We start from the raw sequence: 19,029 nt of genomic DNA on the forward strand, positions 1-19,029 counted from the left end.
TAAGATTAAAAACTTATTTAACTTGATTGACGAACAATATGATCTGCTAGCCTTATAGCTAAAGCTACATTAGGGAGGACAGGGCCAGCTGCGGTCAGTGAAGGAAGAACACTGTTGTCAGCTACAAATAAACCTTTCACACCATGTATTTGACCGTGGCGATTTGTAGCTGAAGTATTTGGATCCTCACCCATTCTGCAAGTGGAAGCCTCGTGCATATCACTCCCTGGCGGACGAAGAGTTAGAGTTGAAGTATCTAAAGTAACGCCCATCGCAGCAGCAGATCGGATAATTCCTTGTTTGACTTGTTCAGCTACTTGACGGTCCTTATTACTTAATGAATATTGAACTTGTTGTAATGGTACACCAAATTCATCCTTTGCAGACGGATCAATGTACACTCTATTCTCAGCCCGAGGCTCAACCCTTCCAAAGGCAGCGTATGCGATCCCAAGAGTATCTTTTAGCACTTTGTCTTCAAATTGCTGGTACGAAAAATATTGGTCTGGACCCAATATTTGAATTTGATATGGAGACTCGCTTGTTTCAAATTTCAAAATAGATAAATTTCCAAGTTTATCAGAAAACTTACTCCGACTTATTGTTCCAACCGCGATGATGGACACATGCCCTGTTAAATATCGACCAATAGCAGGTCCCTGAATTCCAGAATTAAGCAATAAACGTGGAGTCTCTAAAGTACTTGCAGATACGACAACATTCTTTGCTCGAATAATATGAGCTTTCTTATCCTGGGAAAACACTTCTACTCCACTTGTTTTACCATTTTTAACAATTACTTGAGAGACAAAGGCATTTACAGCGAGATCATAGGGTCGATCAAAAAGGGCTGAAGCTAATGCATTGATAGAGCTGAACCAAGGGTTTGAATGGACTTCTCCTTGCCTGGAAGGTGTCATGTCAAAAGCAACTGGCATATCATTGGCTTCAAGTATTCCACCCGCATGGAGCCTCTTTAAAAGCGTATTTTGCATCGATGAACCTTTCGCATAATCGGTTGTAACATGCATTAATTTCTCGGCCATCCCTAGATATGCATTCAATTCCCGAGTGTTAATCGGCCATTTATTGAGCTCTTCTTGAATTGGCCGAGGAGTCGCCGCGTTCCAAAATAATGACCTTCCCCCAAGTGCATATACCATTCTCGCTCCCGGAAATTGAGGCAAACGCTCACCTATAACTGTTGAATTATCAGGAAGAAGTACATCTCTGGCAGTATTAACGTTTTGCGTGGGAATGTTTAAAGAATGGGAATGAAATAACTTATCTCCCATTTCAAGAATCCCAATTTTTTTTGCCCCTTTATTTTTCCACAGTTCACAAAGCCTTTGTAAGGTTGCTCCACCACCGGGGCCACTCCCCACAATGAGGACATCATAATTTGTCCCTGACATTTCCTCAAGTGTTTTTGTTGGAATCCAATTATTTTTATACTTCACCACGGGTACAACCACTCTCCCCTTCATAGACATCCTTTTAAGATATGCATGGACGTTTGTCCTATATGACAAGTTATATCGATTGCTATTTCGGAGCATTATCGGAGATGTACATAATCAAACAGCAAAAAATCGTCCGTTTAACTAAGCAATTAGTTAACAGACGATTTTCTTTATTGTTATTTTTTAATATATAAACTGGAACTTTATTTTGCTATTTTTTGTTTATGGACCCGCATATTATATTAAAGATAATAATGAACCCCCCATTGCTCCAGTAACTACAATGACCCAAGGCGGAAGCTTCCAAAAGGCAAGCATACTGAACAAAATTGCAGCTAAAGCAAAATCAATCGGTGCTAAGATTGAACTTGTCCATATCGGGAAATAAAAAGCAGAGATTAGTATCCCGATAACTGCAGCATTTACGCCCATTATTGCGCCTTTAATTTTAGGATTACTTCTTAAGCTATCCCAAAATGGTAATGCACCTAAAATTAGAAGGAAAGCAGGTAGGAATACTGCAAACGTCGCAACCAAACCACCCTGCCAACCTTTCATAACGGTTCCTAAATAAGCTGCAAATGTAAATAGCGGACCGGGTACCGCTTGTGTTGCACCATAGCCTGCTAAAAATGCTTCTTCGCTTATCCAGCCAGTTGGAACAAGTTCTTGTTCCAATAAAGGCAAAACGACATGACCGCCACCGAAAACTAAAGCACCCGATCGATAAAAACTATCGAACATAGCCACCCAGAAAGATCCAGTTACTTCTCTGATAACTGGTAAAAGAAATAACAATCCGAAAAACAACAGTAGACAAATCACCGAAATACTTTTAGCGATTGGAAATTTCGAACTAGCTTCTTCAATTTCATCATGTTGTTTAAACAATAAGAATCCAAAGAGTGCAGCTAGTAAAATCACACCTACTTGAGTAAAAGCTGTTTGCCAAAGAAGTGTACCGATTAGTGCAAATAGAGCAATGGCTTTTCTTTTTAAATCAGGCGTCAAATTTTTCGCCATACCTATAATGGCATGTGCAACTACCGCTACTGCCACAATTTTTAACCCATGAATCCATCCGGCATTTCCTACATCAAATCCAGTGAGCAGTAAAGCAAAAAGTATAAGTACTATAACTGAAGGGAGTGTAAATCCAATAAAAGATATAATTCCACCAAGTATTCCTGCTCGCATCACACCTATCCCGATTCCTACTTGGCTACTGGCCGGACCAGGTAAGAACTGAGCTAAAGCAACTAAATCCGCATAACTCTTTTCATCCATCCATTTTCTTCTTCGTACGTATTCTTCATGAAAATACCCTAAATGAGCGGTTGGTCCACCGAAAGAGGTCAAACCAAGTCGTGTTGAAACTAAGAATATTTCCAAAAGTGATTTGAATCCCCTGTTTGGGTTAGTTTTTTTCATCGTTAGCTCCTTATTGTTAGTCTTTTATTTCTATGTAGAGGTCATATGCTTACTTTCTAGCTTCTATTAGGACAAGTTTCCTTTATCAGTTGTTGAGTAATAATTTATCCTCCAAGCTGTTACTAAATAGCGGTTTCCAACAACATAAATATAGCATTCTAAATAGTATATTCCAGGTATAATCTAGATAATTTACAATCTCTTAACATGAATTTAATTCTAGACATTCGGTTTAAAACGCAAAAAAAGGATCACGTCATTATGACGGAACCCTTGATTGTCCAATATATTTTACTATTTACCTTGCAATCCTTTACCAATGTACTGATAAATTTCTGCATTTACATCGATTTGTAGATATTCCGCTTCGTTTAGACGGTTAGATATCGACATACATGAGCTCTGCTAGTTCATATTTCAAAAGCAGTAAAACTACCTGCTTCATCAAAACCATCAACTCGAACAACCTTGTCTGAAAATTGTTCCACTATTTTCATACTGCTTCCTAGCACTAGCGAAAGCACGTTGAAATTCTTTTCTTTTTTCTTTTTTTTGAATGCTAATAGAAATGAATCACTTAAAGTGTCTTCACCATCCGTAACAAAAACGATATCGGCTTGTTTAAACCGACTTTCGTTGATTACATTCATTGCTAGATCAAGCGGAAGTGCAAAATTCGTTCCTCCACCCAAAAAGGTCCGAGCCAAACCAACCATATCTGATCCTTTAATTTTCCCTTTCTCATATTTATGAATTTCTGCACGAGTAGAGAATAATATCAAACAAAAATCCCTTCGCTGCTTTCTCGCAATCGACATGAGGGCTAATATAAATCCTTTGGATTGTGTATCCAGTTTGTACATACTGCCTGACTGATCTAGACAAAGTACGATTGGGCCCTTCTCCAATACCTCACGCCCTTTCTGTTCATATTGCATGGTCTCACCTTCTACTAAGCGACGAAGAAAATCATTCTTCGATATTGGATGCATGTATAAGCAAAATTCCATCGGGAGTAACCTCTCGATTTCATTACCTAACGTAACTCCCCTTCTTCCCACAGACTCCCTATGTATGGTTTTCTGCTTTTTACGAGCTATCTGTTTGAATCTGCCTGCCCACTGCGCTATTTCTTTCATCTTTTTATCAGAAGTCATTTTTTCAGCTAATGCTAGTTGGTCGCGTAAAGGAACCTTTTTTAATTCTGCATCACCACTCCCTGCACTGCAGCCGCCAAGCAACGATTTCAGACTGTCTTTCACTTGTCTTGTTTCTTGCATGGCTTGAGCCAATGCATGTGAAAAGCTATGATTGTTTTTTTGAAGCATCTGCTGAAGTTTTTCATTAAGATTAGTCATCACTTCTGAAAAACTCTCTTCTGATTCCCGACTTCTACTTTCTATATCTGCTTGCCAATACTGCTTTTGAAGTTGCCTCTGCATTACGTAAGCTTCCTGCATCAGTTTTTGAAAATCGTCATCTTCCTCTTTTTGGTCAGCCAGCCATTGATTCGTCTGCTCTCCGAATTTCACCGTACCGATAGCTGACAACAAATCATCCAATCGGGTGAAACTTCGGTAGTGTACAAAGGATTCATCCACCATAATTCTTTCCATGAGTGTTTTATTCACCTTAAGAACACCATCTACGTCCCCTGCCAAAATTTCAGGTTTCATCTTATATAAGGAAGCCCAAATATCAGCAAGTAGCGGTTCGAACATTGGCAACGCACCTTCATTTCTAACCTTTTGAAGACCCAGAGACATGTCAAAAATTTCTTTGAAGCGTCTTTTATCGAATGCGTCTGTATTCAAGACTGAACGATTATCATTGTGACTTTTACGCCCCTTCACAAAGAACACTCCTTATCACATATTAAAAAAGGTGCCAGTAGACCCTCTCTTATCATTTTGAGGATCGAAATACCACGGTTCTAAAACACTATCTAGGATTTCATGTTCCATCGAGGTCACTTTATCAAATAAGAGGTCGATATCAGCTTTCCGACTTTGATTGTGACTTTGTAGGTTCTTCAAATCAGCCACTAAAGCTTTCATTTTTTGAGTTGCTTCCATTCCAGCTTCCGGTGAATGATCCTGCAGTATGGCGTAGAATACTTCATTTGCTTCCTTTTGTATGGAATGGAGGGCCTGAGTAACTATATCTTGTGAATGGTTGCGAATAATGGTAGACACGGTATCTTTTTGGTCCACCGTTTCCCAAAGGGCATTTTCAAGGATCACAATATCATCTATCCTTACTATTTGCCTTTGGTTTATCAACGCCTTCGCTTGAAGAACCGATAGCGATTGCTTAAACCGTCTGTCAGAAGGGCGTATCCCCTCGTCACGCAAATTATTTCGAATTTCCGAAAGTGTTTCATACACTTCATCCGGTATCGTAACCATATCCGTAAGAAACTGAAGTTGAATCAATTCTTCCATCGTCAAGGAGGGCATGACCTGATTTTGACCGCTCCCCTTCATCATAGAAACAAAATTCGTTTCATTGGCAATGTAATCTAGCTCGAATCGAAGTAGAAACCTGTCGAAAAGAGCTTCCAGCCCCTCTCCCTCTTCAGGATATTCATTTGAAGCTCCAATAACTGACATTAAAGGAACCTTTACTGGCGTTCCATTATTATAGAAGAGACGTTCATTGATAAGCGTCAGCAAACTATTCAAGATTGCCGAGTTTGCTTTGAATATTTCGTCAAGAAAAACTAAATTGGCTTCCGGCATTTTAGTTGCTGTATTCCTCTTGTAAACGCCTTGCTCAAGGTCTTTTAACGACAAAGGACCAAACAATTCTTCCGGTGTACTGAATCTCGTCAGCAACCACTGGAAGTATTCTGTTCCTTTAACGATTTTTGCTAACTCAAACGACAATGCGGATTTCGCAGTCCCGGCAGGTCCAATCATAAGCATATGCTGTCTAGAGAGCAGAGCGACAAGAATCCCCTCAACTTCTTTCTCTCGTTCGAAAAACTTTGTATTGAGTGCCTGTCTTATTTCCTCTAACTTTTTCAAATTAGTTATTGTCATTTTATATAACTCCTAACTTTGGAATGTAAAAAAATGAATTCGGCTTCTAACGCACAATGTTACGCTTTATTAACACTTGTCCCATTTCTCTCTGAAAGATTCCTTCTTTACATTACAGTTTGATGGATACACAATCATTTTAATCATCCGATTAACCTATTTTTATCATAGATGTCTTTGCATCAAATATTCTTTTAGGTAAAGTCATACCACTGTTGAACAGCTCGTTCAACAAATTGGGATAAATAAGTAAACTAGACTTCCCCTAATTTTCGCTCTCTCCAATAAATTATCCCGCTAAATATGGAAGGTAAGTATCATTAACCATGTCAATTAATCATTTTCAATCAAAAAAAAGAGAGGTAAGTATAAATACTTCCTCCCTTTTTCTTGAATATAATGATTAGGTTTTAAGTTGCTAGCGAACTTCCGGCACCCGAAGTCCGGATAGTGATTCAATTTTTCACGGCGCCTAATCGTCACCCTTTTTCTAACTTTAGGTTATCATTTGAGGCACCTGATAACCATCTGCCTTCCATTGAATAAAACTTATTCAAGGCAGTTGTTCAACATTATTATATGCATTGTAACTTGAATTATGCATGACTTTGGGTCGCTTTTCTAATTTCAGTAAATATTTTTGATTACTTAGCTTCCAATCAAAATAGCGCTAATTTCTCCTAAAAGAAATCAGCACTTCATTCGTCTGCTATAAGTCTCGTGACGCTTTTGGCGGTTGGCATACGTCACATTTACGTTGGTTATTATTATTAAATTTCGTAAATGTTTTTTCAAAGTTGCTACCACATGCACATTTAAATAGTAACTTTTGAGAAAAACCATGATATTCTGTCGTTAACAACTTACTCTCCGAATTTTTCTCAACAAACTCATTTATTTTACCGATCGTCCATCGTTTAATCATTCTCTAATACCTCCATATTTTATCGCTTAGCGGAGGCTTTTTTGGCATCCGTTCAATTATGAGTAAAAGTTATAATTATCCTAAGTTCCTCATTATAACATGAGCTGGCTCACAATCAAACAGATGGAAAGGGTCTTATTTAACTTACTTGACCCTTTAGTAGAATAGCACTTTCGATTCTTGTAAAAACCTACCCAAAAACGGAATGAATATTTTGAATATATTTTTAAAACAGACCTACTCGTATTATAAAAAAAGCATTCAATATTTTTCATCATCAATCGAATTTTATGCAACCCACTGAAACACAAAACGAAAGCTTTTTTGTTTCTATTTCATTTTATTTCAGCACTCCTTCAGGTTTTTTCAAACAAAAAAAGCCCATATCACCCTTAGTGAGAACAATCGGCTCTTAAAATATATATCACGTAAATAATACGTAAATATCCAATGTGCATGTTACAATTTTATGAAGAAATATTTGAATTATCATAACAAGTCTCTAGACCCGAGAAAATAGACTTCACCTTATTTTGTCGTATATAATAAAATAAAGTCGAAATTTGCAGGTGATTTAGTTGGACGATATCGTAATAACAGGGTATGGCATTAAAGCTCCTGGCGTTGATGATAAACTTAGTTTTTTAAATGTATTGGATAAAGGTATTTGTACACAGAGCCTTTTAAAAAATGATAATCAGCCTCATACTAATATCGTTGCGGGTATAATAGAGGACAGTTTTTTAGAGATAAATGGGAAAAACCACAAACGATATCCGCGTTCTGTAAGAATGGCGATTGCTGCTGCAATGGATGCATCTAAAATGTCGAATTTAGATTATTTTAAGCCACACCGTGTTGCTGTAATTATGGGAACAGCTGCTGGCGCAATTCTTGAAATTGAACAATACGCTGCTGCGGGTCTTGATTTGAAAATTTTCCCAATTCATGGCGTTTCAATTGTTGACACACACACTCTTTCTGTATCTGTTGCTGAAGCATTAGGAACGCGCGGACCTACCTTCACATTAACAACAGGATGTACCGCCAGTATTGATGCGGTTTTGATGGGTAAACTCTTGCTTGAGAATGGGACTGTAGATGCTTGCATAGTTGGAGGAACAGATGCCCCTTTAGGCCAATGGACAATCAATGGCTTTAAAAAGATAAGATCACTCTCAACCGAGCCGACTATCGAACAAGCTGGAGTCCCATTTTCAACGGAGCATCGCGGCTTTGTTTTAGCCGAGGGGGCTGGTGTAATCGTTCTAGAGCGGAGACAATCTGCACAAGCGCGCGGACAAAGAATATGCGGTAAAATTGAACGCGTCATTTCAAGAAATGAAGGGAAAAAACTATTAAGCTCTGATGAAACTGGTAGACATATGCTCGAAGTTTTTCAAGAAGCCGTTGGAAATACTAAACCAAGCTATGTGAACAGTCAGGCACTTGGTATAAAAACTAATGATCAGATAGAGCGATTTATCCTTACGGAAACCTTTGGTACGGACGTTCCAATCACTTCAATAAAAGGAATGATTGGACATACATTTGGTGCAATGGGAGCAATGCAAATCATTTCATCCCTGCTTTCAATGGAATATGGATTTATTCCTCCTACAATTAAAACAAATGGGAATGGATTTGAAGACGTACCGATTGTTTATCAAACTAGATATCAAGCTGTAGAGTCCGTATGTATAACTACCCATGGGAGTAGCGGGAATAATGCTTGTCTATTATTGACACATGCATAGGAGGCTCATTATATGTTTTTTCTTTTTTTAATTTTGCTAACTTGTATCCCCTTATGTATTGGAATTACGATACTTGTTTTATTCAAAAATAATAATCTATCAAAAATCATTTTTATATTTCTCCTCTTAGCCTCATTCTGGCAATTTGATGTTGCATTCTTATATTCGTATGATTTGTTCAAAAAAGAGACTATTGAATTCTTTTTCAAACTCTTTCGATTTGGCTCTATCATGATAACGCCTACGCTTTTCTATGTAGGGTATACAATTGTTCAAGAGATGTTATCAAATGACTTGAAAAAAAAGTGGCGTTTTTTTGTAAATCGTACTACCGTCCTATTATTCTATGGATTGTCTTTTCTAGTATACATAAGCGGATGGAGCGATAAAGGGATTAGTGGATTAGAACTTGTAAATTATGGTTCTAATATGTTTTACTTCCCTATTTACGGAGAACTATCATGGTTTTATAATTCCAATGTTCTTCTTTTTATAGTTAGTATGATTATCTGTTTTTTAATTAGTTTACATGTTCAAGATAAGAGTGTGCGATCATTTTTAGTTTACTTTAATATCATTACCTCAATTGCATACGCAATTGGCATCTTAAATATGTTCCCTTCGACAAGATTGTACCCAAGTTCGATTGCGATCTTGGTCTTTGCTATTTCTCTATTAATTCTTACGAGCCGAATGTATCTAGAATTAGTAAACAATATGAATAAAAAACTATCTGATCAAAAGAAGTTTCTATTCCAAGTCATAGATTTAAACCCAAACTATATTTATGCTCTCGACGAAAGTGATCGATATACACTTGTGAATCAATCATATGCACAGTTAATGGGCATGAGAATTCAAGATATGATTGGGAAAACAGACTATGACATACATCATGATACACGTGTAGTGAAACAAAACGTCAATCAAGAAAAGAATATGCACAAACATTCGGAAAAACTCTTCATTAGAGAAGAAGCCGTAACAGCCAATTCAGGAGATACCATCTGGTTACAAACTGTTAAAATACCAATAAACACCAATGATAGTTCAGTGCTACTTGCTGTATCTACAGACATTACGGAACGAATAAAATATGAAGATACGATCAAGCTCCAAGCAAATCATGATGCTTTAACAGGATTACCGAATCGAAGAATGTTTAATGAGAACTTAACTAACCTTTTAGAAAAAGCTAAAACCGAGACAAGTCAGAATGCAATAATGTTTCTTGATTTAGATCGATTTAAATACATCAATGACACACTTGGACATGACGTCGGTGATCTCTTATTAATAGAAGTATCAAGACGTATTGAAAACTTAATAAAGAAAAAACATAATTCTGCAGGGTTTTATCGTCTCGGTGGCGATGAATTCACCATTTTACTTCCTCATTATAAGGCGAAAGATAGTGAAGACTTTGCCAAGGAATTATTGGGAGAATTCAGAAACAGCTTTTTAATCGACGGTAGCAATTACCACATTACTCCAAGCATTGGAATTAGCCTCTTTCCAAATGATGGGGATGACGCTAATACATTAATAAAACATGCAGATACCGCAATGTACTATGTGAAAGATAGAGGGAAAAATAACTATCAATTGTTTACATCGGAAATGCATCAAGTTTTTTACAGAAAAATGATGATTGAAAAACAATTAAGAACCGCTCTAGATAATGAAGAATTTGAACTTTATTATCAGCCTATTATGGATTTGGAAACAAATGAAATCATGGGAATGGAATCTCTTATACGTTGGAATAACAAAACACTTGGACAAGTTACACCTGATGAATTTATTTCAATTGCAGAAGAGACAGGAATGATTATTCCAATAGGCCACTGGGTACTGAATACAGCAATTGAACAAAATGCTCTTTGGCAAAAAGAAGCATGCAAGCCATTAAGAGTAGGTATCAATGTATCTGTCAGGCAATTAATCGATCCAAACTTTCTAGAGAAGGTGAAAAACGCAATTGAGAACAATGCACTTGATGCGACCTATATCGTGTTAGAGATTACTGAAAGTATTGCGATGTATGCAGAGGCGATGAGTGAAAAGTTAGATGCATTAAAAGAACTTGGTATAAGTCTATCCATGGATGACTTTGGAACAGGATACTCATCACTCGCCTATCTGAATAAATATCCACTTGATTCATTGAAAATCGATAAATCATTTGTTATTGGAATGAATCGAGACGATGAGAACAAAGCCATTGTAAAAACGATTATAGCCGTAGCAAAAGAACTCGATTTGAAAGTCATAGCTGAAGGTGTAGAAGGACAAGAAGAATATCAATTCTTAAATGAGATTGGCTGTGATTACGCTCAAGGCTATTACTTCAGCCCACCACTCCCTGCAATCGATTTCAAAGAAAAATGGCTTACATCGGGCGACTGACCCATTGGAATGCTAACGATACATTTTTGACATGAAACACTTGTAAATGGTTTTATATCAACGTAAAAATGACTATCCAATCGATATACAATTGGATAGTCATTTTTATTTTTCCCTCGGCATAGGAATTGGTGAGGCCTTGAAGTTATCGTACCTTTTCCTTTTCCTATTGCTTTTTGTTAACTATAAAGCTTTTACTAGTAGATTATTTTTCTCTAGTTCCTTTAAGTGTACAAGTTAGATGCGATAGTATCAAAACGTGAGCTACACCGTCTAAAACAACCTGTTGGTAAACATTATATCTTTGGCAAAGGTCTAAAAATTGAAACTAAACGACCAGTCTCCGGTACAATTCCGTCAACTGGTCGTATAATTAAATGTTTTCTTATTTTTTTCAAAAGTTGTAGGCAGCTCCATGTTCCACAATGCTTTTTGTATTAAGTAGATATTCTATCTTCATTAACGCTTACTCTTACTGTTTGATTGTAATATTCGTTAATTCAGAGTAGAAGTCAAAGCTATGCGCGCCACCCTCACGCCCTAAACCGCTCTGTTTCATACCGCCGAATGGTGTACGTAGATTACGTAAGAACCAAGTGTTAATCCAGACCATACCAACTTCAATTTGTGTCGATACTCGGGTAGCACGTTTAATATCAGAGGTCCAAACACTAGCACTTAGTCCATAGGGTGTATCATTCACTTGCTTCAATACTTCTTCTTCGGTATCGAATGGGATTACCGTTACGACTGGGCCAAAAATTTCCTCACGTACACATCGTGAATCTTTTCCTAACCCTGAAATGATTGTTGGCTCTACGAAAAACCCTTTTTCCAATCCTTCAGGAGTTTTCCCACCAGTTAAGAATGTGCCCCCCTCTTCCTTGGCAATTTCTAAATAGCTTACTACTTTTTCAAAATGTTCTTCACTTACCAATGCCCCAACTTTTGTATCTGGATCAAATGGATCGCCTACTTTTAATTCCTTGGTTCTTGCTACAAATTTCTCTATGAATTCATCGTAAATAGGTCGCTCAATATGAACCTCCCACGACTGAAGTCACGGGTTTCAGGGGGTTGGTGCTATCGCACATTGACCACTTGAGGCTGGGAACACACAGCCGCTATACCGTTAGCGAATGCTTTCGGCACTACTTTTCTTAGGATGTTTGCTGCACCATTCACATCCGCATTTATTAAAAAATTATTTTTAGTACGGTAAATACCGCGTTTTAATCTTTTCCCACTGAATATTTGTTTGACATTATTCCCCGATTTGTAGGTTGGAATAATGTCATCATCTAGAAAACTAGCCTGCGATGTGTAGCTTTCTTCAGTTAGAATTACTGAAATACCCTCGGCATTCGCTTTGTAAGTAATTAATTCTATTAACAATGAGTGAGGTACTTGAACGAAATTTTGATTATTTCTTTTCCCTAATTCGATTTTTTGTTTCCAACCCACATTTTTACCGATGATAATCGTATCAATGTTATTTTCCACCGCTATTTTCACGATATTGAAACTAACTTTATGGAAAAAGTCTTTGATTTGTCTGTGTCTTGCGGAATCTAATTTCACTAACTTCTTGGAATGGAAGTTCCCTTCTTTTGATTTTTTCCCGTTACGAAGAGCCGCGTAGTAGTAAGCGCGCATTTTGTTGAACCACTGATTGATAGATTTAACTTTACCACCTTTAAAAAGGACCGGAACATTTTCTGTATTAAAAACTAGTGCCGCAACGTTATCGAGTCCTAAATCAATGCTCATGCATCGTTCCGTTTTGTCGGATATTTGTTTTTCCAACTCGATTAAGAACACTAATTCAACAGTAAAACAATTGTGCTTGGGTATGATTCTCACTTGTTGAAACCTACCGTTGAAATTTGCTAACTTACCAATATTTATTTTTCTTTTAGTTTTTGGGAAGCTTAGATATTTACCATCTTTAATTTTGCAAATTTGATTCGATAGGGTTGATTCTTTTCTGCTTCCTTTTGGTAGGTAACCAGGAATAGAAGGTCTTCCTGTATATTTCCCTGGATTCTTTTTGAAGTCTTTCAAACTTGCGAAAAAACTAGTCCAATTTTGCACGACATTTCTAATAACCTGTTGATTTATCTGACCTGGCAACGAATAATAATCCTTTTGTTTAATCGTCTTAAGCAAACAATCAAGAAAATTATAACCTAAGAAGGACTTTTCTTTTGAAGGCAGCTCAAATAGATTTACCTTTATTTCTTTATGTTCGTCTCTTGGTTTCATTTGTTCTTTTTCTAATTTCTTGCTATACGCTTTTTGTTGATTTACATTCATTCCATCAATGTTATCAAGGATTGTGTTCATTACTTCTTGTTGTAAAGGTTGTAATACTCCTTCGTTTTTTAAAGCAGTATAAACTTGCCTGATAAAGAAGTTTGTCTTGTTATATAGGTTATTACTATTTAGACAAAGTTCATCGAAATAGGTATACATTTTATGGCCATTTTTAATGTTGATTTGAAAAGTTCGATATTCCTTATTCGGCTCCATAGTTTGTCACCTACCTCCTTTAAGAATATTATATAAAATGGAACATATGTTCTTATAATGATAGCACTTTAGAACAAAAAAAGAAAGCCAATTCATCCCGCGACTGAAGTCACGGGTGTTCTTGGCTTAATCATAAACAAACCTCTCCCTGATTAATAAAAATATAACCGATCAGTTATATAATTTACTTAGAGTAAATGTATACATCAAGCATCTTTCGCTGATATAATTATAAATTATATCGTTCCTTTATACGGAACAAAAATATTGGAGGGTAAAAAGCCATGTCAGAAAATAAAGGTAGTCCACAAATTCTAACTTCTGTCAGAAATGCACTACGTATACTCAAAAGTTTTTCAACCTTTGAACCGACGAAAAGAGTTAACGAGCTTTCCAAATCCTTAGGTTTAGGAAAAAGCACCGTAAGTAGACTACTTTCAACGCTTGCTAGTGAAGGTTTCGTAACAAAAGACGAGAAGACCAATGCTTACCGTTTAGGGTTATCCGTTCTCACCTTGGGTGGAATTATCACAAATGATTTAGAGATTCATAAGGAGGCCACACCTGTTCTGTCCAAATTAGTTAATGATACGGGTGAAACAGCGCATTTAGCCATATTAGATGAACTTGAAACGATTTATATTCATAAGGAAGAGTGCAATCATCCTGTTCGCATCCTGACTCATCTTGGCAGAAGAAATCCGTCCTATTGTACAAGTTCAGGTAAGGTCCTACTTGCTTTTAGTGAATCCAACATTGTAGAAAAAGTGATTGAAGAAGGACTGGTTGCCCATATGAATAACACCCTTACGAATCCCGATCAATTACGAAACGAGCTTGAAACCATTCGCCAGCAGGGATTTGCAGTCAGTACAGAGGAGCTAACGGAGGGAACGAGATCGGTTGCAGCCCCAATCCGTGACTATACTGGCCAGATTGTGAGTGCCGTTGCTGTAGTCGGTCCCATCCAACGAATGACAGACGATAAAATCAATCAAATTGCTAAAAAAGTGATGGAAGCAGGGAATGAAGCATCGGAACGACTTGGGTATGATGAACGGTATTTCAAACATTTACGGAGCTGATTTTGGGGTGTGATTGGATAGAGGCTTGTTATGTAGCAAATACACTTTACCTACTGGATGTAAGTCCATCAAAAACTTTAACTTTTACATGGTATTCAGCACTCCCTAAAACGAGAGAATGGAAAAGTTGAAATCGATAACAGCACACAAAAAGAATTTTGTATTATAAAATCACGCAGGAAATAGAATTATACCGATTTTCAAGCTCACTTGTCCCTTAAGCATATACCTTATATGGTTTTAACGGAAAATTTGAGTAAATAGTAAAAAAACCAATATTTAAGAAAATGGTCATAAACAAAAAAACGCACCCGGAGCGCTAAGCTGACAGGTGCGGCAATTCATTGGTGGAACTCATCATGTTTTCTCAGGCAATCCAATCCTCTTTCGGAATATCATGCGCTTCTCTCTTCATATAATAACGGCCTTTTGTCGCTATTCCCAGGATGACGGTCAGAATTGCCGCCAAAAATGCTGCGAAAAACGCTGCCGTACTTTGGAGGAATGTGCCCATATAGCCGAGCGCCGCAATCGTCCCCAGTACAGTAGGCACGGTCAACGCTACAACACCGACCGGATTCCATTTATACAAATTTTTCTGTCTTGATTCATAATAACCTGGTCCGATTTTAAGCCATTTCTTAAGAATCAGTGCATCTGTTACTAGAATCGACGCCCAACTCATTAATGCGACGCCTTGGAAAGTCATTGCCATACCGAGATGGTCGACAATACCGCCGAGCATCAGGATCATTGCAGCAACTGCAGCCACCACGACCCAAAAGCGACGCCCAGGCTTAAAGCCGAACATGTTTTCAAAAAAGTTCGACAGGGACAGCGAGCTGCTGTAAATATTGGTAATGTTGATGCGAATTTGTGTGAGCACTGTAAACAGCACACCGCCGAGCCCTAACAGGACAACGATGTAAACACCCGGGTTTGCTTCGCCAAGTGTGACACCGAACCAAATACCGAGGCCGCCCATCACGCCAAAACAAAATATTTGCGGAATAAAACCGATGGCGATTGAACCGATTTTTAAATCTTTCGGTTTCAGGAAACGCGCGTAATCCGAGGCGATTAACGCGGTTAGCCCCATTATGCCGTGCTGCATTCCTATACATAACAGCAATGCGGCTCCGCCGATTTGGACGCCTTCAGGAATATAGGTCCAAAAATTGCCCGCGTATTGCGACGGGTAGTTGGACGCAACGACAATCGCTGCAATCAGAAAGATGAAAAAAATGGGCAATGACCATTTCTGTAGTTTGTCCAATTGTTTAATGCCAAACCAGTTTAATGGAATGACCAATGAACCAAAGACGACAATTAAGAGCCATACAGGGATGGCGGGGAAATATGCATGGACCGCAGTGACTAGAATCATGCCTTCAAATGCACAATACATGATAAAATTCGATGCGTAGATTAATGAGGTTAACGAGGCCCCGATGTAACCGAATCCTCCGCGGGATAATAAATTGACATTCATGCCGGATTTTGCCGACAAATAAACGATGATGCTTCCAAGGATTCCTGCGACAATAATAGCGTAGATTGCCGAGATGATGGCATTGGCCGCTCCAAATTTCAGTGCCAGGACGCTTCCCGTCTGGAAATAGAATATGGCAGTTGCAATGCCGAATGTGATATTGGTGATACTTAGCCATCCCATTTTACGTTCTTCACGTGGGACTCGGTCAAATGTATAGTCACCAGTTTTTTCTTCTTTGGGGCTTAAGCCTTTTTCTTCTAAATCTAGATCTGCGGATATATCAGATCGCATTCAATCAAGTCCTTTCAGTATTCATTTGTAGTTTATCTTTGTCAAAGGGAACGTTAGAAAGGGTTGGACTGCATGTCTTATCGGGGAAAAGACAGTTTGCAAGCTACGGGGACATCAAGATTCTGTTGATTCACCTGAGACAAAAAAAGATGTGATTGCTTCCACCCAGATGACTACTGGAGCGGATAAAATCACTCTACTTTCAATTTTATCATAATTTAATTTTAATATACGAATTCTACCTCCGACTCATTCCAAATACCTATGTTAATTTCGTTCACAATTCAGTTAATAATACCTGTCAAAGGCTCATTCTAATAAGTTGAATCTAATTAACGATTTCAGCAAAATAGTTAACACTGATTATCCACATGAGATACTCATCTTTCGGATAGGTAATTTTCTATCTATTTTAGACAACTTAATCTGTCGGAACAAATTCTCATTGATTTTGCATGGTCTATTAGTTTTTTTATATTCAGTTTTCGTCTATTCAATGTGTATAATATGTAAAAATCTTTTCAAAACATGCATTACTCCAACCACATACTTTAACGAATTACGGTAAGCCATTCTCGGAGCTTTTAATTGTCTTGTCCATCTCCCCCCTCTATTTCATGTATATAAAAACACCGACTGATATTCCCGTCGGTGCATGTTGTACTTACATATTAATAGCTGCTGAGCTTCGGTTATTCTAGTAGGATTACCTGGTTTGTAACCTCAACTAAACAAATTCATTTTTCTCCATGACGCGGATTCGTGTTTAATCGGTTCGGATCTTTTACCTTCATTCAATTTCAGATATCCCTATATCTATCTACAACAGTATTTTTCATTTTTCTGATTTCTGCAAGAGCTTGACCGATACGAGTGCTAGACATACTAAATTAATTGATGAATCTATACGAAAAATACAGTACTAATGGTGTTAACCCGGTCGATTAGGTATTGCTTTACTTGCCTAATCGTTTTTATTTTTTGGTATTTTTCTGAATTCACCTAGTGAATTATTCATTCTATTTTCCGCTTCTCCCATCATACTATTTAGTAAATCTTTAACAGTCGGAATGTTTTCGATCAATCCGGAAATTTGGCCGCTATTGATAAAACCATTTTCCATATCGCCTTCAATTGCACCTTTAACATGTTGTTTTTCCGACGTCATATCACCATATTGCTCAATTGTCATTCCTGATTTCTCCAACTCATTAAGTTTCAAAGCATAAGGTGTCTTTAATACCCGCCTCAGCATTCCAACACTACGTCCAATAAGTAACGTTTCTGTATCACTTGCTTTCACAAGGTTCTGCTTGTACGTGTCATGGAACGGCGCCTCCTTCGTCGCGATTAAACGCGTACCAATCTGCACACCACTTGCGCCTAACATTAGCGCAGCTGCCAATCCTTTTCCATCACCGATTCCACCCGCAGCAATTACCGGTACTTTAACACTTTTCACTATTTGCGGTATTAGCGTGAATGTCGTCAGCTCCAAAGTTGAGTTGATGCCAGCTGCTTCAAATCCCTCTGCCACTAATATATCCGCCCCGGCCGCTTCCGCTTTTTGGGCATGCTTCACTGAAGCTACGAGGGCAATGACTATCACACCCCGTTTATGTAGTTCTGGAATATAGGGCGCTGGATTTCCTGCCGATAGCGAAACAACAGCAATGTTATGTTTGGATACAAGGTTAATAAGTTCCTTTACATATGGTGAAACATTGATTGCGATATTGATTGCGAAATTTTTATCCGTTAGTTTTTTTGTTTCAACTATTATTTCTTCTACTTCTTCCGGAGTCATTGTTCCGCATCCTATTGTACCTAGACCCCCAGCCTCTGAAACAGCTGCCGTCAGTTGTGCATTACTAATGTTGCCCATTCCACCTTGAATAATCGGAAAATCAATCTGAAGCATTTCACAAACGTATATCATTTTTCATCCACTCCTATGTAAATATGTTATAGTATATGGAGTTAAAAAACAATTATGATACTTTAAAAAATGGGGGTAATATTTATGATAATTACGTATAAAGGGAAAAAACCAGTTCTCGATCCAACAGTTTTCGTCGCACCAGGTGCTAAAGTTATCGGGGAAGTTCAGGTTGGGCTAGAATCTACCATTTGGTTTAATACAGTCCTACGAGGGGATGAAGGGTCTATTACAATAGGCAATAGATGTAGCATTCAGGACAATTCAACAATCCATTTATATGAGGGCGCTCCAGTTATTATAGATGACGAAGTGACCGTTGGACATAATGTAATCCTGCATGGCTGCAACGTTGGAAAACGGTCAATAATTGGCATGGGATCTACAATTCTAGACCATGCCGAAATTGGTGAAGAGTGTATTATTGGCGCGAATACATTAATCCCACCCGGAAAGAAAATACCTCCGCGCTCACTGGTTGTCGGTTCTCCCGGGAAAGTAGTAAGGGAATTGAACGAAAAAGATTTCGAAATTATTCAACTGTCGATTGATTCATATGTTCAAAAAGGCTATGAATACCGAGAGATTTTCAAAAACAGTGAAAATGAGTAAAAAAACTGGGTAGCCTTTAGGCACCCAGTTTTTTTTATGAAGATAA

General features: G+C 37.9%; 12 protein-coding genes and 1 pseudogene. 4 read left to right on the forward strand and 9 right to left on the reverse strand.

Annotated features, from left to right (window positions below):
* Positions 1–17 precede the first annotated feature (17 nt).
* From AC25Y5_RS11430 to AC25Y5_RS11450, 5 genes are all read right to left on the reverse strand, one after another.
* Entirely contained in the window at positions 18–1,463 is a 1,446-nt protein-coding gene (locus AC25Y5_RS11430; RefSeq protein WP_488140402.1) for a GMC oxidoreductase, read from the reverse strand.
* A 237-nt stretch (positions 1,464–1,700) separates the two neighbouring features.
* Complete coding sequence (locus AC25Y5_RS11435) at positions 1,701–2,894, reverse strand: chromate transporter (RefSeq protein WP_488140403.1); 1,194 nt, start codon at positions 2,892–2,894, stop codon at positions 1,701–1,703.
* 410 nt (positions 2,895–3,304) lie between these two features.
* Positions 3,305–4,747 carry a VWA domain-containing protein gene (locus AC25Y5_RS11440; protein ID WP_488140404.1) on the reverse strand — a complete coding sequence of 481 codons (1,443 nt, stop codon included), beginning with the start codon at positions 4,745–4,747 and terminating at the stop codon, positions 3,305–3,307.
* 15 nt (positions 4,748–4,762) lie between these two features.
* Complete coding sequence (locus tag AC25Y5_RS11445; RefSeq protein WP_488140405.1) at positions 4,763–5,938, reverse strand: AAA family ATPase; 1,176 nt, start codon at positions 5,936–5,938, stop codon at positions 4,763–4,765.
* Positions 5,939–6,647: 709 nt separating this feature from the next.
* The gene (locus tag AC25Y5_RS11450; RefSeq protein ID WP_488140406.1) at positions 6,648–6,863 is read right to left on the reverse strand and encodes a hypothetical protein; all 216 of its coding nucleotides are present in this window, start codon (positions 6,861–6,863) and stop codon (positions 6,648–6,650) included.
* A gap of 578 nt (positions 6,864–7,441) precedes the next feature.
* Between AC25Y5_RS11450 and AC25Y5_RS11455 the strand changes: the two genes are divergently transcribed.
* Positions 7,442–8,620 (forward strand): beta-ketoacyl synthase N-terminal-like domain-containing protein, encoded by a 1,179-nt coding sequence (locus AC25Y5_RS11455; protein WP_488140407.1) that lies wholly within the window; start codon positions 7,442–7,444, stop codon positions 8,618–8,620.
* A gap of 12 nt (positions 8,621–8,632) precedes the next feature.
* On the forward strand, positions 8,633–11,029 hold the full coding sequence (locus tag AC25Y5_RS11460; protein WP_488140408.1) for an EAL domain-containing protein: 2,397 nt from the start codon (positions 8,633–8,635) through the stop codon (positions 11,027–11,029).
* A gap of 472 nt (positions 11,030–11,501) precedes the next feature.
* Here the strand turns inward: AC25Y5_RS11460 and AC25Y5_RS11465 are convergent.
* Positions 11,502–12,074: pseudogene (locus AC25Y5_RS11465) on the reverse strand (aldehyde dehydrogenase family protein); the annotation flags it as partial.
* A 38-nt stretch (positions 12,075–12,112) separates the two neighbouring features.
* On the reverse strand, positions 12,113–13,561 hold the full coding sequence (locus AC25Y5_RS11470) for an RNA-guided endonuclease InsQ/TnpB family protein (RefSeq protein ID WP_488140409.1): 1,449 nt from the start codon (positions 13,559–13,561) through the stop codon (positions 12,113–12,115).
* 284 nt (positions 13,562–13,845) lie between these two features.
* On the opposite strand from AC25Y5_RS11470, the gene AC25Y5_RS11475 reads away from it, so the two are divergent.
* Entirely contained in the window at positions 13,846–14,646 is an 801-nt protein-coding gene (locus tag AC25Y5_RS11475; RefSeq protein WP_488140410.1) for an IclR family transcriptional regulator, read from the forward strand.
* Between the two features lie 367 nt (positions 14,647–15,013).
* On the opposite strand, the gene AC25Y5_RS11480 is transcribed toward AC25Y5_RS11475, so the two are convergent.
* Both AC25Y5_RS11480 and AC25Y5_RS11485 read right to left on the reverse strand, forming a co-directional pair.
* Positions 15,014–16,432, reverse strand: a complete 1,419-nt coding sequence (locus tag AC25Y5_RS11480; protein WP_488140411.1) for a purine-cytosine permease family protein — start codon at positions 16,430–16,432, stop codon at positions 15,014–15,016.
* A gap of 964 nt (positions 16,433–17,396) precedes the next feature.
* Complete coding sequence (locus tag AC25Y5_RS11485) at positions 17,397–18,371, reverse strand: NAD(P)H-dependent flavin oxidoreductase (RefSeq protein WP_488140412.1); 975 nt, start codon at positions 18,369–18,371, stop codon at positions 17,397–17,399.
* An 84-nt stretch (positions 18,372–18,455) separates the two neighbouring features.
* On the opposite strand from AC25Y5_RS11485, the gene AC25Y5_RS11490 reads away from it, so the two are divergent.
* Positions 18,456–18,983 (forward strand): gamma carbonic anhydrase family protein, encoded by a 528-nt coding sequence (locus tag AC25Y5_RS11490; protein WP_488140413.1) that lies wholly within the window; start codon positions 18,456–18,458, stop codon positions 18,981–18,983.
* Positions 18,984–19,029: the final 46 nt, after the last annotated feature.

The organism is Sporosarcina sp. Y1011, assembly GCF_057669885.1.